16 protein-coding genes and 2 pseudogenes are annotated in these 21,931 nt (G+C 62.0%); 5 read left to right on the top strand and 13 right to left on the bottom strand.

Annotated elements, in window-relative coordinates; genetic code table 11:
• The first annotated feature begins 20 nt into the window (after positions 1–20).
• The gene (soxR, locus tag BDI24065_RS09655) at positions 21–500 is read left to right on the top strand and encodes a redox-sensitive transcriptional activator SoxR (protein WP_175031040.1); all 480 of its coding nucleotides are present in this window, start codon (positions 21–23) and stop codon (positions 498–500) included.
• Between the two features lie 55 nt (positions 501–555).
• Here soxR and BDI24065_RS41020 read toward each other — a convergent pair.
• Positions 556–642 (bottom strand): annotated as a pseudogene (locus BDI24065_RS41020) (SDR family NAD(P)-dependent oxidoreductase); the annotation flags it as partial.
• Between BDI24065_RS41020 and BDI24065_RS09650 the strand changes: the two are divergent.
• Positions 615–857: pseudogene (locus BDI24065_RS09650) on the top strand (LysR family transcriptional regulator); the annotation flags it as partial. The pseudogenes BDI24065_RS41020 and BDI24065_RS09650 sit on opposite strands and share 28 nt — an antisense overlap.
• A 13-nt stretch (positions 858–870) precedes the next feature.
• Here BDI24065_RS09650 and BDI24065_RS09645 read toward each other — a convergent pair.
• Entirely contained in the window at positions 871–1,524 is a 654-nt protein-coding gene (locus BDI24065_RS09645) for a TetR/AcrR family transcriptional regulator (RefSeq protein ID WP_175031039.1), read from the bottom strand.
• 150 nt (positions 1,525–1,674) lie between these two features.
• Here BDI24065_RS09645 and BDI24065_RS09640 point away from each other — a divergent pair, with 150 nt between their 5' ends.
• Positions 1,675–2,967 carry an NAD(P)/FAD-dependent oxidoreductase gene (locus tag BDI24065_RS09640; RefSeq protein WP_175031038.1) on the top strand — a complete coding sequence of 431 codons (1,293 nt, stop codon included), beginning with the start codon at positions 1,675–1,677 and terminating at the stop codon, positions 2,965–2,967.
• 44 nt (positions 2,968–3,011) lie between these two features.
• The gene (locus BDI24065_RS09635; protein ID WP_175031037.1) at positions 3,012–3,410 is read left to right on the top strand and encodes a DUF3331 domain-containing protein; all 399 of its coding nucleotides are present in this window, start codon (positions 3,012–3,014) and stop codon (positions 3,408–3,410) included.
• A 29-nt stretch (positions 3,411–3,439) separates the two neighbouring features.
• Here BDI24065_RS09635 and BDI24065_RS09630 read toward each other — a convergent pair whose 3' ends face one another.
• Together BDI24065_RS09630 and ggt are read right to left on the bottom strand one after the other, a co-directional pair.
• The gene (locus tag BDI24065_RS09630; RefSeq protein WP_175031036.1) at positions 3,440–4,768 is read right to left on the bottom strand and encodes a dicarboxylate/amino acid:cation symporter; all 1,329 of its coding nucleotides are present in this window, start codon (positions 4,766–4,768) and stop codon (positions 3,440–3,442) included.
• Between the two features lie 225 nt (positions 4,769–4,993).
• Positions 4,994–6,745 (bottom strand): gamma-glutamyltransferase, encoded by a 1,752-nt coding sequence (gene ggt / locus BDI24065_RS09625; protein WP_175031035.1) that lies wholly within the window; start codon positions 6,743–6,745, stop codon positions 4,994–4,996.
• 362 nt (positions 6,746–7,107) lie between these two features.
• Here ggt and BDI24065_RS09620 point away from each other — a divergent pair, with 362 nt between their 5' ends.
• Positions 7,108–7,986 carry a MurR/RpiR family transcriptional regulator gene (locus BDI24065_RS09620; RefSeq protein ID WP_175031079.1) on the top strand — a complete coding sequence of 293 codons (879 nt, stop codon included), beginning with the start codon at positions 7,108–7,110 and terminating at the stop codon, positions 7,984–7,986.
• A gap of 48 nt (positions 7,987–8,034) precedes the next feature.
• On the opposite strand, the gene icmH is transcribed toward BDI24065_RS09620, so the two are convergent.
• From icmH to BDI24065_RS09575, 9 genes are all read right to left on the bottom strand, one after another.
• A complete protein-coding gene (gene icmH / locus BDI24065_RS09615; RefSeq protein ID WP_175031034.1) occupies positions 8,035–9,249 on the bottom strand; it encodes a type IVB secretion system protein IcmH/DotU in 1,215 nt (404 codons plus the stop codon).
• A 19-nt stretch (positions 9,250–9,268) separates the two neighbouring features.
• The gene (gene tssM / locus BDI24065_RS09610; protein ID WP_175031033.1) at positions 9,269–13,363 is read right to left on the bottom strand and encodes a type VI secretion system membrane subunit TssM; all 4,095 of its coding nucleotides are present in this window, start codon (positions 13,361–13,363) and stop codon (positions 9,269–9,271) included.
• A gap of 25 nt (positions 13,364–13,388) precedes the next feature.
• Entirely contained in the window at positions 13,389–14,699 is a 1,311-nt protein-coding gene (gene tssL / locus BDI24065_RS09605) for a type VI secretion system protein TssL, long form (RefSeq protein WP_175031078.1), read from the bottom strand.
• 12 nt (positions 14,700–14,711) lie between these two features.
• Positions 14,712–14,993 (bottom strand): PAAR domain-containing protein, encoded by a 282-nt coding sequence (locus BDI24065_RS09600; protein ID WP_175031032.1) that lies wholly within the window; start codon positions 14,991–14,993, stop codon positions 14,712–14,714.
• A 25-nt stretch (positions 14,994–15,018) separates the two neighbouring features.
• A complete protein-coding gene (locus BDI24065_RS09595) occupies positions 15,019–15,876 on the bottom strand; it encodes a DUF4123 domain-containing protein (RefSeq protein WP_175031031.1) in 858 nt (285 codons plus the stop codon).
• Positions 15,877–15,899: 23 nt separating this feature from the next.
• Entirely contained in the window at positions 15,900–18,116 is a 2,217-nt protein-coding gene (locus BDI24065_RS09590) for a T6SS phospholipase effector Tle1-like catalytic domain-containing protein (protein WP_254609717.1), read from the bottom strand.
• Entirely contained in the window at positions 18,116–18,718 is a 603-nt protein-coding gene (locus tag BDI24065_RS09585; protein ID WP_175031030.1) for a DUF3304 domain-containing protein, read from the bottom strand. The genes BDI24065_RS09590 and BDI24065_RS09585 overlap by 1 nt, the downstream gene beginning before the upstream one ends.
• Before the next feature lie 16 nt (positions 18,719–18,734).
• Positions 18,735–19,016, bottom strand: coding sequence for a DUF3304 domain-containing protein (locus BDI24065_RS41015; protein WP_254609716.1), 282 nt, complete (start codon positions 19,014–19,016; stop codon positions 18,735–18,737).
• A gap of 359 nt (positions 19,017–19,375) precedes the next feature.
• Positions 19,376–21,901, bottom strand: coding sequence for a type VI secretion system Vgr family protein (locus BDI24065_RS09575; RefSeq protein WP_175031029.1), 2,526 nt, complete (start codon positions 21,899–21,901; stop codon positions 19,376–19,378).
• Positions 21,902–21,931: the final 30 nt, after the last annotated feature.

Raw genomic sequence — 21,931 nt, 5'->3', positions numbered from 1 at the left:
AGTTTTCCCGGAGGGGCAACATGGGTATCCAGGAAATCCCGCAATGGCCGCTGATGTCGATTCGCGAAGTGGCCGCACGCAGCGGCGTGCCGGCGTCGACACTGCGGTTCTACGAGACGCGCGGGCTCATCAAGTCGCACCGCAACGGCTCGAGCCATCGCCACTACTCGCGCGCGGTGCTGCGGTTGATCGCGTTCATCGTGTTCGCGCAGAAGATCGGTTATTCGCTCGACGAAATCGCCGAGCAGCTCGTCAGCCTCCCCGAGGACACCGCACCGAGCAACAAGGACTGGCAGCGGCTGTCGCGCGGCTGGAAGCAACGCGTCGCGAGCCGGATCGAGGAGTTGCAGCGGCTCTACATCAACCTCGACGAATGCATCGGCTGCGGCTGCCTGTCGCTGAAGCGCTGCAAGCTGACGAACCCGGAAGACCGCGCGGGCCGCAACGGCCCCGGCGCGCGGCGCTGGCTCGGTGACAAGCCGCCCACGGATATCGAATGACCAGCGGACCGGGCGTGGCGCGCGATGCCTTGCCCGGCCGCCGTCGAAGATTGCATCACCCGACGCGCCAGCCGCCGTTCACCGCGATCGTCGCGCCGGTGACGAACGACGCACGCGGCCCGGCGAGCCACGCAACCGCGCCAGATGCAGACGACGGCCGGGCTCGTCGCGGGCGGCATCTGCGTCGCGCTGATGCCGCGCCTGTTCGTGCCGATGCAACCGCAAGGCATTACGTTCTGCGAACTGAGGGATGCGGGCAGCCCGCTCGCGTACCGGGCGCCATCGCCGCTCGGCGATGCGCTGCGCGAAACCGCGCGAAGCGCGGTGCGTGAATTGGGGCTGGTGCTGGCGGCGTGACCGCGCGCGGCGCTCAGCCGCCGACGATGTTGAACGCGACGTCGATCACGGCCTTCCGGAACGCGTCCTGCTGCGTGGGCAGCGACGTGTACTCCAGCATCATGTGGCTGTACGACACCGTCGTACCGATCGCACTCGCGAACATGAAGAACAGCACGGTCGGATCGACCGGGCGGATCACGCCGGCCTCGACGCCGTCCGACAACAGCGGAAACAGCACGTCGTAATACGGGCGCACGATCCGCTCCTGCAGCCGGTCGAGCCGCCCGCTCACTTCGGTCGCCGCCGTCGAGAAGAACATGCCCATGTCGGGCTCGTTGAACTCGTGCTCGACACACAGCTCGATCGCGCGCAGCACGCGGTCGCGATGCGACAGCGGCGACGTGCGCAACGCGCGCAGCGCGTCGAACATCGGCACGGCCAGGTCGGCGATCTGCTCGACGACCGCCAGCCACAACGTTTCCTTCGTACCGAAATGGTGCGCGATCAGCGCCGCATCGACCCCCAGCTCGCGCGCGACTTCGCGCACGCTCGTGGCGTCGTAACCACGCTTCGCGAACGTGCGACGCGCGGCCCGCAATATCACGTCCGACCCCACGGACGCCCCGGCCAGCGGCCGCCCTCGCATACGCCGCTTGGCCGGCGCGCGCTCAGTGACTTCAGCCACGTTCTCCTGCTCTCCTTGAATGATGCGAATACCCCATGTTCCGGCCCCGCTTTAGCGACACCGAAAACCGGGTGACCTGCCCCACTCCGTTGACACGCGAAGCGGGGAAGCGCTAGGATCATACCTTATTCATCACTCGATGATTTATCCATGACAACCCCTACACGCATCGTCATCGTTGGCGGCGGGATCGCCGGACTGCAGCTCGCCACCCGCCTGGGCGAGCGCCTCGGGCGGTCCGGGCGCGCCCAGGTCACCGTCATCGACCGCAGCCCGACCCACATCTGGAAGCCGATGCTGCACACGATCGCAGCCGGCACGCGCGACGTGCAGCAGCAGCAGGTGATCTTCCTCGCCCATGCACGCGACCACGGCTACTCGTACCAGCCCGGCGAACTGAAGGGGCTCGATCGTGCGCGCCGCCGCGTGCAGCTCGGCGAGATCCGCTCGCAGGACGGCGAACTGGTGCTCGAGCCACGCGAACTCGAATACGACGTGCTGATCCTTGCACTCGGCAGCCAGGCCAACGATTTCGGCGTGCCGGGCGTGCGCGAGCACTGCTACTTCATCGACAGCCAGCGGCAGGCCGAGACCTTCAACGAAGCGTTGCGGGTGCGCGTATTTCGCAGCATCGCGCGCGACGAGCCGTTCCGCGTCGCGATCGTCGGTGCGGGCGCGACCGGCGTGGAACTCGCGGCGGAGCTGAGCCGCTTGCTGGAAGTCGCGCAGGCGTATGGCGACGCAACGGTGCGCGAGCGGCTGCATCTCACGCTGCTCGAAAGCGGCCCGCGCATCCTCGCCGCATTTCCGCCGCGGATTTCCGCGTCGGCGCAGCGAAGGCTCGAACAGATCGGCTTTCACGTGCTGACGTCCACCCGCGTCACGTCGGCCGACGCGAACGGCTTTCACTACGGCGACGGTTCGTTTGCGGAAGCAGACCTGATGGTCTGGGCGGCCGGCGTGAAGGCGCCCGATTTCATGCAGGCGCTCGACGGGCTCGACACGAATCGCGCGAACCAGATCGTCGTCGGGCCGACGCTGCAGGCAACGGGCGACGAGCACGTGTTCGCGATCGGCGATTGCGCGAGCCTGTTGCCCGACGGCCACGAACGGCCGCTGCCGCCCACCGCGCAGGTCGCGACGCAGCAGGCCGAGCATCTCGCGAAGCACCTGCCCGCGTGGCTCGACGGCAAGCCGATTCCGCCGTTCGCGTTCCACGATTTCGGCGCGCTCGTATCGATCAGCGACTACGACGCGTTCGGCACGCTCGGGCAGTTCGGGTTCTTTCGCGGCGGCTTCATCCAGGGGCGTTTCGCGCAGTTCAGCCACCTGATGCTCTACCGGCGGCACCAGCAGGCGCTGCACGGCTTCTCCAAGGCGACCCTGCTATGGATCGCCGAACGGATCAACGGCTGCGTACAGCCGCGCATCCGCCTGTCCTGATACCGCGCGTGGCGGTGTCGCGTAATGTTTCGAGGAAAACTGACATGAACAACCATTTAGCGCCCTGGCTCATGACTGTCGCAGCGATCAGCAGCTTCGACATGCCGTCCGTCTCGTGGGGCGCGCCGCGTCGGCGCAGCGTCACGCGCGACCGGCTGCCGTCGTGGGACGCGACGAGCAAACCGTCCATCAGCGTGCTCGAGCGGCCCACGGCCGACACCGTGATGATTTCATGGTGCGACGCGTGCACCGGGCACTACGGTTATCAGAAGTGGCGGCTGTTCACCACGCGCAAGCGCGGTGTGTGCGCGCTGTCGGGGCAGCCAATCGAGATCGGCGACAGTGTCTTTGCGCCGCAATTGCTCGGCTCGACGCCGGGCAACGCCGCCGCGATGGTGCTGGCCACGTGCATCGACGCGGCCCGCCCCGCCGAAGCGGCCTGAAAACCCGGGATTGGACCCGGGATTCCGCTTCAGGCAGTGGTGACGCGATCCGTATCGCGAACCGCCTCGTTCATGCGTGCTTCGGCTTCCGCATCCAGCCGCGCCGCATTCGCTTCGGCTTCTGCTTCCGGCATCAGCTCGCCTTCCCATTTCGCGACCACCGCGCTGGCGATCGAGTTGCCCACTGCGTTCGTGGCCGAACGGCCCATGTCGAGGAACGTATCGACGCCCAGAATCAGCAGCAGCCCGGCTTCCGGGATGTTGAACTGGTGCAGCGTCGCGGCGATCACGACGAGCGACGCACGCGGCACGCCTGCCATGCCTTTCGACGTCAGCATCAGGATCAGCAGCATCGTGACCTGCGTGCCGAGCGACAGGTGAATGCCGTACGCCTGCGCGATGAACAGCGACGCGAACGTGCAGTACATCATCGAGCCGTCGAGGTTGAACGAATACCCCATCGGCATCACGAAGCTCGAGATCTTGCGGCGCACGCCGAAACGGTCGAGTGCATCGAGGATCTTCGGATACGCAGCCTCCGAGCTCGCGGTCGCGAACGACAGCATGAACGCTTCCTTGATCAGCACCAGGAGCTTGAACACGCGGCGGCCGAGGAACAGCAGCCCGGCGGCGACAAGCGTGCCCCACAGCAGGAACAGGCTCAGGTAGAAGTCGCCCATGAACACCGCGAACTTCAGCAGGATCGACAGGCCGTTGATCGCGACGGTCGACGCCATCGCCGCCAGCACCGCGAGCGGCGCGAGTTTCATCACGTAACCGGTGATCTTCAGCATCACGTGCGAGAGCTGGTCGATCGCCGCGACAAGGATCCTGGCGCGTTCGCCGAGCGACGCGAGCGCGACGCCGAAGAACATCGAGAACACGACGATCTGCAGGATCTCGTTGTTCGCCATCGCTTCGGCGATCGACTTCGGCACCATGTGGCCGACGAAATCCTTCAGCGTGAACTTGGACGTCGCGAGATGCGCGGACGCGCCGATATCCGGCAGCGGCAGCCCGAGGTTCTCGCCGGGGCGCAGCAGGTTCGCCATCAGCAGCCCGAGCAGCAGCGAGATCAGCGACGCGGTGATGAACCAGCCGAGCGCCTTCACGAACACGCGGCCCACCGACGACGCGTCGCCCATGTGCGCGATGCCGACGACCAGCGTCGAGAACACCAGCGGGCCGATCACCATCTTGATCAGCCGCAGGAACACGTCGGACACCAGCGAGATGTAGCCGGCGATCTCCGTCGCGGCCTGCTTGTCCGGCATTTGCGTATAGATCATGTAGCCGATCAGGATGCCGGCCGCCATCGCGAGCAGGATCCAGCCTGCCGCGGACATTCGTTTGTTCATAACGGAATTCGATGCACGGGAAGAAGTTGACGGATGAAAGACGCGCATCCCGTGCCGTGCCAGGGCGCGCGCGTGGCGAGCCGGTGGTGCCCGGTATGTCGGGCACGGGCACCGGCGCCGGTCAAACTCGCGGATGTCCGCGAACTGACGTGCTGCCGCCGCAACGGCATTCGCGCGAGGGCGAATGCCGGCGGCAGCGATTCAGCATGATGCGATCAGTGCAGGTCAGTAACCGATCGCCGAACCGGCCGGACGGCGCGGGTCGTTGTAGCCGTAGATGAAGCCGACACGCACGTTGCCGGACACGGACGAATCGTTTCCGGAACTCTGGCGGCTCGCCGCTTCGGTGCCCGGCAGGCCGACCATGATCAGCTCGGCGGCGCCCCACGGCGTCTGCTCGACCATCTTGTAGCCCATGTTGCGCAGGATCGCGAGCGTGTCGGGCGACAGGCCGTAGGTTTCGTAATAGACCTCGTCGGGCAGCCACTGGTGGTGGATGCGCGGCGCGGTGACCGCGTCCTGCGGCGTCATCCCGTAGTCGATCACGTTCAGCACCGTCTGCAGCGTGATCGTGATGATGCGCGAGCCGCCCGGCGAACCGACCACCATGAACACCTTGCCGTCCTTCTTCACGATGGTCGGCGCCATCGACGACAGCGGACGCTTGCCCGGCGCGATCGAGTTGCGCGTGCCCTGCACGAGACCGAACAGGTTCTGCGCGCCGACCTTCACGGTGAAGTCGTCCATCTCGTCGTTCAGGAAGAAGCCCGTGCCCGGCGCGATGACCACGGCGCCGAAGCGGCCGTTGACCGTGTACGTCGTCGATACCGCGTTGCCGTCATGGTCGATGATCGAGTAATGCGTCGTCTCCGGCTTCTCGTGCACGCCGACACCCGGCTGCACGTCGACCGACGGCGTCGCCGTATCGGCATGGATGCTCTTGCGGATCTGCGCCGCGTAGTCCTTGCTCGTCAGCTTCGCGACCGGGTTGTCGATGAAGTTCGGGTCGCCGAGCAGCGTGTTGCGGTCTTCATACGCATGGCGCATCGCTTCGGTCATGTAGTGCACCGCCGCGGCCGAATGGTAGCCAAGCTTGCGCATGTCGTACCCTTCGAGGATGTTCAGCGTTTCGCACATCGTCACGCCGCCCGAGCTCGGCGGCGGAGCCGACACGAACTCGTAGCCGCGATACGTGCACGTCAGCGGCGCGATGTCCTGCGCACGGTACGACGCGAAATCGGCCGCCGTGATCAGGCCGCCGCCCTTCCTGGCCGCGGCCTCGACGATCTTCGGGATCTCGCCGTGATAGAACGCGTCGGGCCCCTGCTCCGCGATGCGCTCGAGCGTGCGGGCCAGGTCCTTCTGCACCAGGCGATCGCCCGGCTGCAGCGGCGTGCCGTCCGCCCGCAGGAAGATGCGGGCCGCATCCGGGTCCTTCTTGAAGCGGTCGATCGTCGTGTCGAGGATGTCCGTATCGGCGCGCGTCAGCACGAAGCCGTCGCGCGCGAGCCGGATCGCCGGCTCCATGACCTGCTTGCGCGTCAGCTTGCCGTACTTGCGCTGCGCGAGATCGAGGCCGGCAACCGTGCCCGGTACGCCGACCGCGCGATAGCCGTACAGGCTGTCGTCCGGAATGACGTTGCCCTTCGCGTCGAGATACATGTTCGCGGAAGCCGCGGCCGGCGCGGTTTCGCGGAAATTGATGAAGCGGTCGCGGCCGTCGGCCAGGTGGACGGTCATGAAACCGCCGCCGCCGATGTTGCCGCAGCACGGATTGGTCACGGCCTGCGCGTAGCCGACCGCCACCGCGGCGTCCACCGCGTTGCCGCCTTCCTTCAGGATGTCGACGCCGATTTGCGACGCGAAATGCTGCGACGAAACGACCATGCCGTTCTTCGCTTCAACCGCGGGGTCCGATGCCGCGAACGCGCACACGCTCATGGCCGACAACAGGGTGAGTACTACGAGCCGCCTCATGACGGGATCCTCCAGACAAATAAACCGTTGCATGCCGGAACGCGACGCCGTGTCGGCGCGTGCCGACACGTCAATCGAACATGTAATAAACAATACATTCCAGCGAGGCCGCGATCATAGCACTCGCTTTTTTGCGCTAAAACCTAGGGTTATCACTGAATATCGGCCGGATCATGGTCGGCGCAACTTCTTTAGAGATGTTTGTTTTATTACACTAACAGGTGAGCCGTCGGTCGTGCGATACGTCCCTCTAATTTCGGAACGTGCGCGGCCGGCTGTACGTCAATCGGCTAACATGCGTGGGTTCGCCGGCAGACGCAGGTCTGCCGTTTGTCATACGGATAGGAAAGTCGGAGTGCCCGATGGGGACGAGCATCAGGGCGTTGCTGTTATCCCAGATGGATAGCTTCACGCCGTCGGAACAGAAGGTCGCGCAGGCGCTGCTGGATCGCTATCCCAGTCTCGGGCTGGGGCCCATCGCGCAGTTTGCGAAGCAGGCCGACGTGAGCGACCCGACCGTGTTTCGCTTCGTCGTCAGGATCGGGTTTCCCAACTACTCGTCGTTCCAGCAGGCGCTGTACGGCGAGATCGACACCGCGATGAATTCGCCGCTCGCGCGGATGGATGCGTTCCACTCGGCTGCCGGCATGCGCGACAGTCACACGGCGATCTTCCAGCGGCTCTCGCAGTCGCTGGCCACCACGATCGAAGGGCTCGACGCGGCCGCGTTCGATGCGGCCGTGACGCTGCTGGCAAAGCCGGATGTCCGCATCTTCTGTGGCGGCGGACGCTATACGGCGCCGCTCGCTTCGCTGTTTTCGTTCACCCTCGCCTATGCGCGACCGCATATTCAGTATGTCGAACCGAACGTCAATCTGGCGTCGGTCGCGCTCGCGGACATGGGGTCCGGCGACGTGCTCGTCATTTTCGATTTCCGCCGCTATCAGCGGGACAGCATCCGGTTCGCGCAGGCCGCGCATCGGCTCGGCACGCGTGTGCTGCTGATCACGGACGAATGGCACTCGCCGATCGGCGAGTTTGCCGAGATCGTGCTGCGGATTCAGGGGCGGCCGTTCGCGATGCTACAGACCAATGTGCCGGCGCTCGCGCTTGCAGAAGCGCTCGTGATCGGTGTGACGAATCAGCAGCCGGAATTGGCACGGCAGCGGATGGAGAAGATCGAGTATCTCAATTCCGGGGGGAGCGAGCCGGATATCAGTCAAAGGGATTTGCCGGAGTGAGGCGCTAGTATCGGGCAGGGAAAACCACCGGAGCGAAGTTTTCCTGCGTTAATCCGAAACGATCACTTCGACGCGGCGATTCCTTGCCCTCCCCGACTCAGTACTATTGTCCGCCAACGATTCAGCATCACCGCGCCCCTCTACGCTGATGCTCGGCACCGGTACACCAGCCGCAACAAGAATCTGGGCAACATGTCGGGCACGTGCTTCGGAAAGCGCCTGGTTGGAAACCTGACGCGCTGAACTGGCCGGCGCACTGTCCGCGTATCCCGCCACTCGGACAGTCGCATCTTCGGTCATCGTTGCGATTTCCCGTCCGGCTGAAGCCACGACGGAAGCACCCCACGGTGCCACCGCAACATCGCCAGGCGCAAACATGCCGCCAAAGCGAAGCGTCAAGGTGTTACGCGCAGGATCCCGGATCAGTTCGACATTCCCAGCGGCGACCTCGTCACGGAGTCGCTGTTCCAGATCGCGTGCCAGCAAGTCAAACGGCGACACGCGCCGCACCTCTTTCAGACGGGCCCAATAGTCCACTGCGGCATATCCGGCAGCCCCCACCAGCAACGCAATAGCCAGGCCGACTACGGCTCCGATGCGTGATCGGCGTATGACCAGGGGACGTACCCACGGATCGACCGTCTGTCGCATTGATCTGACCGGCTCGCTTGCATCACGCATGCGCAGCCCGCCGGTCACAACCACGTCGTGCACGCGCTCACGAACGACCTGCAATCGCTTAGGGCCATCACGCTCAAATCGGTAGCGGCCGCGAAAACCGAGGTCGAGTATGTTCTGGTACAACTCGATCAGATCGAGATGCTCGCGCGGGCTGCGCAACGCCTCGTCGATCAACTGGAAAACACGGTCTCCACCCTGACGATCGTGCCCCATCGCGGCAGCCAGTCCATTGACTTGCCATTCGGCACCGGTCGCTTCGCCTTTTCCCCAACTCACCTGCATCGCGGCCTCGTCGAGCGCGGAACACAGGCAATAGCTTGCGTTGCGGACATGCTCCGGCCGGAGGTCGAGTTCGCCACACATTCGCGTGAAGAGCCGGATTTCATGCTCCAGCCAACGTCGCCGACGGACAACCGAATCCGCGTCGAGAATTTCGGGTCTGTCTGCCAGCGCGCCGAGCAGGATTCGCGCGCCTTCGAGCAACGGATTGATCGCCTGCTCCACCGCCTTGAGCCTTGTTGCGATAGACGGCGACGCCAAAGCCCCGGCGCGGCTCAGCGGATCGGCTGTTGAAAGACTCATCTTGGACGCCCCTCTCGATTCAACGGGAAACGCTTCCCGCGTTTATCGGCAACATGCCCTGCGGCAATCCCGGCGGGGGACCGCTATCCGGCAAATTGAACATCGCCATCGAGGTCGGGCACCGGAACGTCTTCAGTACATCGCTCGTCAACGGATTCGCGACACTGCCAGCGCTCGCGATATCGAGCGCCGCTTCACGCCCGTCAAAACTGAACGCGACTCGTGTGCGGCCCGGCGTGGCCGCTCCGACCACCTGACCTTTCTGAAGCAGCCGCATCAATGCCCACGGACCGTCGGTTGAAATCGTCGACGTGTCCGGCCGGATGCGCGGGCTTGCCGTGATCTCCGCGTGGACGCCGCCACGCGGTCCCGGCCATGTGACCGCGAAAGGCGCGACCGGACCGTGCTGGTAAAGCGTCGTCTGCCCGTCGATGTCGAGCGAGAGACTCATGATGGTTGGAGCCAGCTCGGGAATCCGGATATCGGCCTTCCACGTCATCTGCTTGTGGCTAGGATCGCTGAAGAAAATGTCACGAATCGCCTTCGCATGCTCAAACGGCTCAAGACTCGGCCCCTGTACGGGCTCCGTCGCACCGGGCAGCGTTCGATAACGCCACGGCTTTGCGGATGTATCGACAAATGACGCCAGCGTCTTCTCGAAGAAGTCGTCGATCACGCCCCCCTGCGCAAACACGCGCGTGAAGTCGTCAATGCCGACGTCGCGCTTGCTGTCAGGCGAGAACGGGTAGTTTCCTTCGACCGTCAGCCGACAGGTGTCGCCGACCACCGCCTGCATCTGCCTCGACAGCAGTTGACCGATTCCCTGATTGACCTCGCGTGACCCATCGGCAGCGAGCTTGAGCAAGATCGCGCGGAACGGTGCAGGCATCGTGTCGGCGGCCATCTTGAGCTTCGCGGCCGTGTCGCTCGCCGGCGGCATGCTGTTGTTCGACAGCGCGTTATCTGCGACGGTAAGCGCCGTGTAGTAGTCGTTCAGCAGGTTGGCAACGCCGTCCAGCCCCGTCTTGTCAGACTGCGCGCCGGCCGATTGCCCATCGAGCTGCGCATCCGCGTTTCCCGTCACGACCTCGCGCAACGCAGCGAAACGATTGTCGACGAGCTCCCGTTCGACACGCTCCGACGCCCGAATACCCAGCGCCTTGTCGGCTTTCTGGTTCAATTGGTCGGCGGCCTTCTGCAGCAGCGAACCATTCGACGCAGCCGACTGCTGCGTGAGCGTCGTTTCGCGAGCCGCCGCGCGGGCGAGACGTGCAAGCGGAGAATTGGGCGCCGCAAAGCTGCGCAGCACCTTCAGATTGAACGCCAGACTCGTACCGCTTACGGTCCGAATGTCGTTGAGAAACGCTTCCCACTGCTGGGCGTACTCCATCAGGTATTCGCGACGGACTGCGTCGGTCAACGCATCTTCCGTTCCGGCGGCGTTACTCACAATCTCAGCCGTTTTTTTTTGAGCATCGCCCAAGTACGAGCGGCCCATCACCCATGCGTCATCATCGCGAGCGATCTGTATGAACTCGGGCAGCCGCTTGTCGAACAGATTCCGATAGCCGTCGAACGTGAAAAGCCCCGACACGCCACGCGACAAGGGTGCGTCGCTCGCTCGCGTGAATACCGTGCCGGCTTGCGGGCCTACTGCGCGCAGCAACGTAAACTCATCGGGTGCTTCCTTGAGCATTGCCGCCTTCGCACGTTGATAAAGACGGTCGGTAGCGTTGCTGCCGTCGAGAAACGCGCGTGTCTGGTGTAGCAGCGCGTCGTTGCGGATCAACGGAGACTGCACAACACGCTCCCCTGAGAAGAGCTGTTGCACGTGGTCGATCATCGACGCTCTTCCACCGAAAGCAGCCGCGCTGTCGGTCTTAGCCCAGTCGTCGAGCACCCATGCCTTGACGTCACCTGCATTGAACTTCGCCTTGTCGTACAGCATCAGGTACACGCGCAACGCGTCGTAGGCGGCCCTTGGATCCCTGTTGGCAATCGCACCGGACATGACGTCTTCCAGACGATGCACGATCTGCGGCAACAGCAGATTGTCTTCGAGCGCATCGTAGGCGTGGCGACTTTCGGTTGCAATGTCCGCCGGCGTGTAGAGACCGTAGCGCCACGCGATGTCCGGGGCGGACAGGTCGAGTCCCGGGAAGGTCGGCAGATAGCGCGCTTCCGTCAGCGTGTCGGGTACGGCTTGCAATTCGGGTGTCTTGTACAACGCCGTGACGCGAGCGGTAAGCGCCTGCACCTTGCCGCCAATCGTGTCGAGATAGTCGCTGTTGTTGCCGAAGCTCACGCGCAAACCAATCGCTAGCCACACGAACAACAGCAGCGCCAATGCGTGGCCGATCAGGCGCAACAGCCGGTAGCGGTATTCCCAACGCAGGTTGGGACTCACGAGATGCGCTTCCGGGAACACGACGCGGGTCAGGAGATCGTGCAGGAAGAAACTTTGGTTGCCCTCGGCACGCGCCGACGAAGTGGAAGCATGGCCCTGAGTCGACAGAAGGCGTTGAACGACTGTACCGCGCTCCGCTGCGATCTCGCTGTCCCGTTGCCGCGCACTCGTGAAATACACGCCGCGCAACGTCGAATGGAGCTGGGTATCGTCGTACCGTGAATCGAGAAACACCCGGTCTATCAGGTCGAGCAGCGGTCCGAGCAGTGCGGAAAACTCTTCAGGTAGCGCCGCAAGCGACCGGCGCTTGCGCGAATCGTACTCATCCTGCAGATGCGTTTCGATCGAACCGCCAAGCCGTTGCGCGAGTTCGGCAAGTTCCGCGTGGCAGCGGGCCCGCAGCCCTTCCTTCGCAACCGTTTCCTTGCCATACGGAAGCGTAAAGCCCCACGTCTGCGCCCGCCCCTCGGCTGTCAGCGCCCCGAAATACTCGGAGAAACCCGTCAGACGGTCCATCTTCGTGACCATCACATAGACAGGGAAACGAATACCCAGCTCCTGTCTTAGTTCGGCGAGCCGTGCGCGCAACACGGCAGCCTCTGCCACACGCGCCTGTTCGTCGGCGCCCGCCAACGTGGCAAGATCGATCGTCAGCAACGCCCCGTTGATCGGCGCGCGAGGCCGATGCCGGCGCAGCATGCCCAGAAATCCAAGCCATTCGGCGCGATCGATCTTCTGTCGGCGTTCACCCGCACCTTGACCGGACGGAACGACATGGCCACTGGCTGTCGACACGGCGGCAGCTTTCGATTGCGACGCCTCATGCTGCTTCGCATCTTCTTTAGCCCCTCCAGCCGGCTGAGCATCCGCGTCGTCCTTGCCCGGAACGCCAGTTGCCGGCTTTCCCGTTTCCGAGACGGGCACATCGTCGTCCTCGGCCGTCGACATGCCATGATGCGTGTAGTAGCCGGCCGTGTCGATCAACACTGCGTCATTGGTCAGCCACCAGTCCACCGCGGCAGCGTCGCCGGCCGGAGCCCCGGCCGCGCGCTGCATCTGCTCGGCAACGGGAAATACCAGTCCGCCGTTCATCAGGACGCTGGTCTTGCCGGATCCTTGCAAACCGAGCGTGATGTACCACGGCAATTCGTACAGATAGCGCTTTCCCTGGAACAGCTTGCCAAGACCCCGCGCGCCAGTACGCATCGATTTGAGGCGCGTGAGCGCGCTGGTCACGATCTCTTCGATTTTCGACAAGCGTGGTGCAGCAGGCGATTCATCCTTGCGGCGATCCATACGCAGCATCTTCTTCAGGAACGCATCGTCTTCGCGCATTTTCCGCCACAGGCGGAACATCCCGACAAGAACGAAAACGGCCACCACCAGCGCGATCGCGGTGAGTCGGGCCGACTCCGGCTCGAATGGCACGACGTGACCGAACGAGAGCAGCGGCGCGGCGTACCAGATCAGCAAGCAAAGCAATGCAGCAAACACGACGCTCGTCGACCAGCCCACGAGCCAGAGCAGCACGCCGGCGAGCAACAGTGCAATCAGGAGCACACGCATGCCGGCCCAGGCAAACGGCTTGAGTCCGCCAAACGAGAAAAACGGGCCGACGAACCAGATCACCAGTGCGACGACAATCAGTGCGAGGAACGCGAGGAACTGGCGCGAGGCCAGAAACGACAGGAACTGGAACTTCTTCATGTGTTATTCCGGAAACGGATCTGGCTTATCGTGCGACGTCGATCTCGACGCGCCGGTTCTGCGCACGCCCCTGCGCGGTGCGGTTGTCGCCGACCGGATCGGCGTCGCCCTTGCCCACGGCCTCGAGCCGGTTCGCCGGCACCCCAGCGGCTTGCAGCATCTGCATGACCTGGGTGGCACGCTCTTCCGACAGCACCTGATTCGATGCGAAATGCCGGCTGCGAATCGGCACGTTGTCTGTGTAGCCGATGATCGTTACCTTGCCCGGCACCTTGGCGATCTCGGCCGCGATCTTCGAAATCAGCAGATTCATCGATGCCTGAACCGAAGCGCCACCGGGCTTGAACATCGCATCGCCGCGGAACGTGACGGCGCTGTGGCGGGCATCCTCATCGACGCTGACAGTGCCGGCCGCGATTTCATCCTTGAGCAACTGTTTGAGATGCAGTTGCTGTGGTGGCGCCGGTGGCGGTGTCATGCGGGCGATGTCGGCAATCTGTTTCTGGACGTCCGCGCTGCGACTGAACAGTTCGTACTTGAACCATCCGAACAGTCCGAGCAGGATCACCGACGCGACGGTGACGGTAATCCACACCGGAAAATCGGTGAACGACAGGCGCTTGCCTTTCGCGGTCGATTGCCAGTGGGGTGAGAGCGTCAGCGGCACGGGTTCGCGCTGCGACGTGATCACGTTGTAGAGCCGCTGACGAATCGCGTCGTGCTTGCGTGGACCATCGGTCACGCCTCGGTAGCGTCCTTGGAAGCCGAGACTGAGAATGCGGTAAATCACTGCCAACAGGTCTCGATGCTCGTGAGGGTCTTCCAGCAACCGACCGATCAGCAAATAGACCTTGTCGCCGCCCTTGAGGTCTCTGTGGAAAGTAGTCGCGAGCCCCCCTTGGATCCATTCGATCGCCGACGAGCCCTCCTTGCCCCATGCGGTTTGCGTTGCGGCCTCGTCCAGTGCCGTGCACAGGCAGTAGCTCGCGCCGATCATGTGGTCGCGTCGGATGTTTGCCTGCTCGCACAGCTTCTCGAATATTCGAACCTCCTGTTCAAGCAACGACTTTAACCAGGCAATGGCTTGGTTCGACGTCAACATATCGGGCATGTCCGCCTGAGCGCGGAGCAAAACACGGGACGCCTCCATCATCGGATTCCGTGCCACGCGAACCGCAGCCAACCGCTGGTCAAACGGTTCCGACGGGAGATCTTCTGGAATCGCTTTTGCGAAAGTATCTCCATCGCTGAAAGCGATCGGGACGCTGGCCGAAGATGATCCACCGGTTTCTTCAACGGCAGACTGTTCCTTAGCCTCGTCAGCCGAAAAATTCATTGTCGCCATACGTTAGCCTCCAGCGTCCGCTGAGACACTGCCGATCAGCGTGCAACCGCATTCCGTGCGATGACCGTGCATCGCCACGCGTCGGTTACCGATGGTAAACGTCGGATGTGCCTCGACAATCCGGTTGACCCCGTGCGGACGACCATCCGAATATTTTTCGGGGCAATCGACCAAGTCATCCAGCCGGGCAATCGGCCGACCGCCGATGGTGTGAGTTTCCGAGCCGCTGATGACTCGGCCCCCGTGCGAGGTCGTATCGCCGACCACGATAATTTTCAGCGCCATGTTTATTTTCCGAGTCGATGACTTGTCAAGATTGCGCGCGCAATCCAGCTTCACTCTCGCGCTTGAGTTCGCCCCATACCCATCCAGGTATCTGATCCACCATCGCGTCGAATCCCTCGCCAGTTCGACAACGAGCCGTCAGTGCGTCGCGAATGTACCGGTGCCGATCAAAACCTACTCCGTAGCGGTACGAGTAGTTGCAATAGGCCAACCGGTCTCCGGGTTCGGTGAATCCCCATTCCAGTGCCCGTCGGTACCGGGGCTCGAATTCGGTGAAGCGGCTCCTGTAAGGCAAGCTTTCATCGATGTGTCCCAGGTCAATCAGCGATGCGATGAGTTCATCTGGCTCGGTATGCGCCATCAGCTTGTCAACATCCTTCTGGTCAAGCTCGATCATCACGGATCGGGAAATTCGCCCGACATTCAGCGAATCATTTTCGACCGTCTGCCACTGTGCGTGACGCCCGCGATATTTGATCCGTTCGATCGGCGCCATGAACACATCGCCGATCTGCTTACCCCACATATCTAGCACCGCACCGGTATTGCGAGGATCGAAGAATCGGACCATCGCGGTCATACCGTCCCCGATCCCTGCAAACAGGAACGCGCGAAAATGCGTGGCGAGTTCCTGCAAACCGACACGGCTCCAGACAAGCGTGAGACATGGCGAGTGAAGGTCAATTCGATCTAGCTCGCTTACCCACGTTGCGGCCGGATCATCAATACGGGCAAGAAATAGAGAAGCCGGTCCAAGTTGCTCTTCAGGCAACCCGTCAAAGAGCGAAACGAACTGCGTGCCCGACTGCTCAAGTAAAGGCAAGATCCCCACCGGGTTGGCTGCCCCGTCGACAAGACCGAATGATTGTGCGCGTTGTTGCATATGGTTGACTTCCTCTCCTGCCTCTACGCCCATGCGGCCTTACCGGTGTTCCCGGCCACCAGCAGTTCGGATTCGGAAGTCAGACCCAGATAAGCTATCCGCTTTTTACCGCCCTCGAAGATCACGCGAGGCCAGCCATAACCGCCCGGCGCGTATTCGTGAAACCAGGGCACGCGGAACCAGATGCGACTGTCGTGGACATAGTCATCGAGCAGGACGATGCTCTCCTTCTGGAGCCGGTTGGCGGCGTCCATGGAGGCATGCTTTTTCAGGAAACTGACGACACCGCGTGCGGGCGCCGCCACGATGTCATTTGGCGGACTGAATATGCTGAAAATCGTGCTCCATGTCGATGCGAGCAGAATTCCGCTCTCGGCAAGCCTGACCTCGGGGGTATCACTGCCAGGCTGCTCGTGCTTCACAGAAAGTGTCGTTGTCGTCGTACCCGCGTCCGGGTATTGTCGGAGTGCCGAGTCCATCCGTAAGGTCACGGTGACCTTCCACTTCGATTCGCGATCCTCAGGATGCAAGTAGCCCAGCAGCAGGCGCATCTCCTCCGCACCCTGGCGCAAATCGGTCTGCTCGTTGGTTGTAATGTCACAGGCACCTTCGCCGGGCCGCGCTGGCGCCGCATCGTCGGCGTCCGGATGAGCCACCTCGCCACACAGTGCTTCCGTGCGTCGGTCGATCTCCAGCTGGACTGCCGCGATCTGCGCGTTCAGCTCCATAATCCTGGGCATGTTGGCCGGATAGCGATGATTTCCCGTTTCCTGGGATTTCTGCACCTGCAGCCGCGCTCGCTTAGCCTTGAGCGCTTTCAACTGCGGATCAGACTTCTTCGCTTTCTCCAGTGCCTCTTCAACCTTGAAGGGCGTCATGCCGTCTTCCTTCGCCTTGAGGAAGAATTCCCGACTGGCCACGTATTCGGGCGTCTCCGGCTGAGCACGTAGCGTCCGCCATGCCAGCATCTCAGCCATGCCGTGCTTGATCGCATCTTCCATGCGCCCGATCGGCCCGGCGGTTTTCAGCCAGTTGTTGAAGGCTTCGATCGTTTCCGGAAACAACGCGAAATCGGCCCTTCTTAACGGACTGTAGAGAATCTCGTCACCCTTCAACATTGGCACGCCATACTTGAGCGCATGAATGTACATGTCGTGCAGCGGAATCTGGCTTAGCTTGCCACCGTCACCCTTATCGGGATCACGGCCCTTGCCCTGTTCGTTCGGCGCATAGCCACCGCCGACATCCGAATGCACGCCGGGATAGGCAATCTCGTGGCGTATGCCGGTTGGATAAGCTCCCCCCACCTCGCGGATCGAATCGACCGGAAAGCTCATGCGCTGCTCGTGGATCGAGAACGCATGAACGCAGTAGCGAACCGAATCGGGGATGCGCATTGCACCGTCGTTGGCAAAGGCAAAGTGCCCGTCGAAAGACCCGACGTCGACGGTCGCACGGGTCGAGTCAGGCGGCCCCACGGATGCGACGGTATCGAATAACCCTAGGAAATTCACCTGGTACGGCAGCGCGTACTTGCCGGCGAACTTGACGAGATTGCCGCCGGGCGCCCAACTGTTGACCAGCTTGTGGACGAATGCGCGCGCGCCGGCGGCCCCACGGGAAAAACCAATCACGTTGATCCAGATTTTCCTGATCGTCCCGGGGGGATGCTGGGCATCCACCGCAAGCTTGTGGGTCACGCCCAGCGTCTGGATCGCTTCTTCGAACCCGCTGACGTCACCGTCTGCGGCGGCGTCGCATAACGTTTTTGCTTGTTCACGGGTGATCAAAGGCAAGGTCTTGTCTGGCGCGATCGCATAGTAGACCGCATTCAGTACGCGAACATAGCCCAACACGCAACGCGCATTGAATCCTTTGGCCATCGCCTTGCCCATCTGTAGGTAAGTCATTTCGCCGATTTCTGGCAACGGCGTACCGACACCCGGGAGATAGAACTTAGAAATGCCATTGTCGGAATCATGGATTGCAGCATTGAAGAGCCGCGCGACATTGGTATGAGTATGATTGAGCGAATCGCGCAGTGGATTACCCGATGCATCGTTGGGATTGTCCGGCGCATCGTTGTTATTCGTACCGTCAAAGAACAGACTGATCTGCAGCGTTTTCTGACACGACCGCGTTTCGTCATGCATCCGCAGGGCGCCCTGCTTGTACGCGTCTTCGCTTTGGGAGAGCGGCAACCGGCCGCCTTCCGGCATTGCCTCGGGCCATCGAATCATCACTGCATCCCCCCCTTTCTGTATCGCCGGTTCCATTCTTCGTCGATCACGCCCTGTGCAACGTAGGGACCGTTGTCCGCCGGGCGAATGTTCGGGTTGTTCCCGCCATCGCGATTACCATCCGTCAGCATGATGCGTACCCGATCTCCCGGCAAAAAGATGGCCCACGCATCACCCGTGTTCCCACTGCTATACGGGGCAATCTGCACGTTCTCCGCTTTGTACCAGTAGCCTGGAGTTATTCCATCCTGCTTTTTGTCCACCAGCCAGCGAACCGTCAACTTCAGATCCGGTTGCCACTCGGCGGGTAGGCTCGTGCAACAAACGGCTTTGCCACCACCTGATGGTCTCCCGCTTGGCTGGATCGGCATTACATTCGGCCCTCCCCCTCCAATGCCACTTCCGCGCGGACCAACCATTGAGAACGTGTGGATATACCAAGGTGTGTAGTTCAATGCCTTCGTGTCCCCAGCCAGCAGCCGGACCTTTCGGGGCATATCGAGTTGTACTGTTACCCCTGTTGGTTGTCCGCCCGCGCAAGCACCCAATGAAAGGCAGAGCACCGACAGCATGGTGGTTACCGCAATACGCCATCGAATCATGACTGCATCCCCTTTCTCAATCATGAGCCGGCGGATAACGCCGGTTCCATTCGTCGTCGATCACGCCCTGTGCAACGTAGGGATCGTTGTCTGCCGGGCGAATGTTCGGGTTGTTCCCGCCATCGCGATTACCATCCGTCAGCATGATGCGCACCCGATCTCCCGGTAAAAAAATGGCCCATGCGTCACCGGTGTTCCCACTGGCGTACGGAGCAATCTGCACGTTCTCCGCTTTGTACCAGTAGCCCCACTTCTTTCCGTCCGTTCTTCTCTTCTCCACCAGCCAGCGCACCGTCAACTTCAGATCCGGTTGCCATTCAGCAGGCAGACTGGTACAGCATTTCCCCCCCCCCTTCGGATGGCCTTCCGTCTGCCTTTACCGCCACCACATTCCCCCCCCCTCCCCCGATACCGCTTCCAGATGGTCCGAAAAGCGCGAAAGAATGGATGTACCAAGATGTGTAGTTCAATGCCTTGGAATCCCCAGCCAGTAGCTGGACCTTTTTTGGCACCTCAAGTTGTACCGTCGTGCCAGTTGGTTGTCCTCCCGCGCAAGCCGCCAATGACAGGCAAAGTCCCGGCAGCATCTTCTTCAGGAAAACTCCCAACCGTGAGAAACAAGCGCTATTGACCATGCTATCTATCCGAAGGTTGAAGTTATCGCCGTGGCACCAGCGCCGAACCGCCTCTGGCGGCCTTGATGAGACACTCGATGCAGATACTCTTCGGCGCAAGGCTGACCGGCGAGTCTTTCGGTCCCGGTAGCGAGTGAGTGGATGCGAACGCAACGAACTTGCCCGGCGTAAAGATCTGGGCGCCACTGTCGTCAAGCACCATGCGAGTCTTGCCGCCTTGCAGCTCCAGCTTTTCAACGCCCGTGATCTGAATGACTTTCGTCAGTAACTGGATAGACTTCGCAGACTCCAGCTTGATCGAACTGGTCAACGCGTGAAGAACGATGTCACCGAGCGCGGCCGATATCCGGATTGCCGCACGCTGCGCGAACAGGCTGATCGTGTCACGCACGCTTGCAAAGAGGCTGCGACCGCTGGCGACGCCAACATGCCCTTCACTCGTGACTGCGACTTGTTGCGCAGCCACGTGAATCGTTGCAGGCGTGGTGATTTCAACACCCGCCTTACCATCGATCATCAGATGGGGCTCAGAAAATTCCGGGAACGGATTTCCGTCACTCGCGACACCGCGGATCTGGTCGTTCTGCGCTTTAATCGTCTTCGCCAAATCGGACTGGTGTCCGTCGGCCTCCTGGGCTTCACCTTCCTGGGCTGCCCTGCTCATCGCGACATGCAAGCTCTGTGCATCTTCGAGCCGCCGAATCGCTTCCGACACGCCCTTGGCATGGCCCTGCGCGTTAGGACGGCCTTCCGTCGTGAGCAACATGCCCGTCGCCGCGCGGAAGACGCCGTCCCCATCCGTGCGCAATTCGACACCCCGACCGCGCTCGTCCTGCCGCCCCGCATTGCCGGCAATGCGCGTGATATACCCCAGATTCAACTGCGAAGTGCCTTCGTCGCTCGACAGGTGCGCCTGAATTTTTCCGTTCGTATCGTCGAAGGCGAGCGTATTCGCGCGCCGGCCGCCGACCTCCCGGCTGCGATAACCCGCCAGCGTCTGGTTCATTGGCAGCGCGAACGGCGGCATGTTGAACGCATTGGTCGCACTACCTACGATGATCGGCAAGTCCGGATCGCCGTTGACGAAAGCGACCTCGACCTCATGCCCTCGACGCGGCAGAAAGATTCCACCGAACTGATCGCCATGCCATGCACCGGCCACGCGCACCCAGCAACTTGAACGCTCGTCGTTGTTGCCGAGCCGGTCCCACATAAACTGGAGCTTCACGCGGCCATATGCATCGGTCCATATTTCCTGATTCTCCGGACACGTCACAACGCCGTATTCGACGCCGGTCATGCGCGGCTTCGCGATCGTGCGCAACAGCCGGAATGGCTCGTTGGTCGGCTGCAGCGTGAAATCCGCTTCGCAGCGGTAACGTTGGCCGGAACCCGACGCTTCGCCAATATCCTCAATCGTCAGCATGCAACCGACGACCGCATACTCTCGGTTGGCCGCGTCCTGCGGGTAGTGCGCCAGCACGAATGTCTGCCCGGTAGTTATGCCGCGCAAGTTGCCCTTACCGTAAGCCCTCAAGCCTTGGCAACGCCATGCCTGCATCTGCACCAGCGTCAGATACTCCGCCTCCGTGCGCGGCTCGTTGTGGTCGCCTGAAAGACCGGCCGCGCCGGCTTGAGGCTGCGCATAATCCCCCCACGAGTACTGCTCCTGATGGGCGAGTCCGGTGTCGCGGGGATCTTCGCGCGTCACCTTGATATTTGCGCGCGGCAACGTGTAGTCGTAGTCGACACTCGTCACAGCGCCCGTGGTCAGCGCATGTGATACCGAGAATTCGTGAATGTGTTCCTCGTCGATCCGTCGACTGGTCGGCGGATCGTAGCGAAGTACGGCATAGGCATCACTCAGCGGTTTGAGTGCCCCCATCGAGTCGCAAAGTACGAGATGATGCTTGCCCTGGTCGTGCTCGAAGAAGTAATAAATGCCCCACTCTTCCCACAAGCGCTGCAGGAATGTCCAGTCGCTTTCGAGGTGCTGGCGTTGGATGTCCCGTTTGGGCCATACCTTGTTCGGCCGCGGAGTCGTGAGTCGTTTTTCGACCGGAAACGGGTATACCGAGAGCACCGCATCGGTGATCTCCACAACGGACATATCCTGAAAGATGCGGCAATCGAAGTTCTTGGTCGCGTGCCACAGCCACGGTCGGAGCGTGAGCTCATAGACGATCGACCGTCCGTCTTCACGCACGATCGTCGCATGGCTGACAACACCAGTGATCTCACGTGCGCCAGCACCGACGTTCGCCATTCCGGCGGCGCCGGCTAGACCCGGAATGAAACGTCCTTTGCCCTCGAGCTGGATCGATACGGTCACTTCCGTGCCGATCAATGCATCGAGATTGACGTTCGCAGCGATGCTCTGCGAAAACCCAAGTGCATCCGGCGTTTTCAACTCCAGGACGTACTCGAATAATTCGCCAATCGTTTCGCCGCCAGCGAGCTTCACCGGCGTCAGGATCGACTGACCACCGTACATCGGCAGCGCCACGCCGGAAACCGACAGCGTCCGTGGTGCGTCAAACAAAGCCATTCCGACATCTCCGTTGAATCAATCGAATCC

The sequence above is a fragment of the Burkholderia lata genome (assembly GCF_902499025.1).
Classification (GTDB): domain Bacteria; phylum Pseudomonadota; class Gammaproteobacteria; order Burkholderiales; family Burkholderiaceae; genus Burkholderia; species Burkholderia lata_C.
Note: the sequence above shows the minus strand (reverse complement) of the source record. Positions and strands in the feature narration are given on the sequence as shown.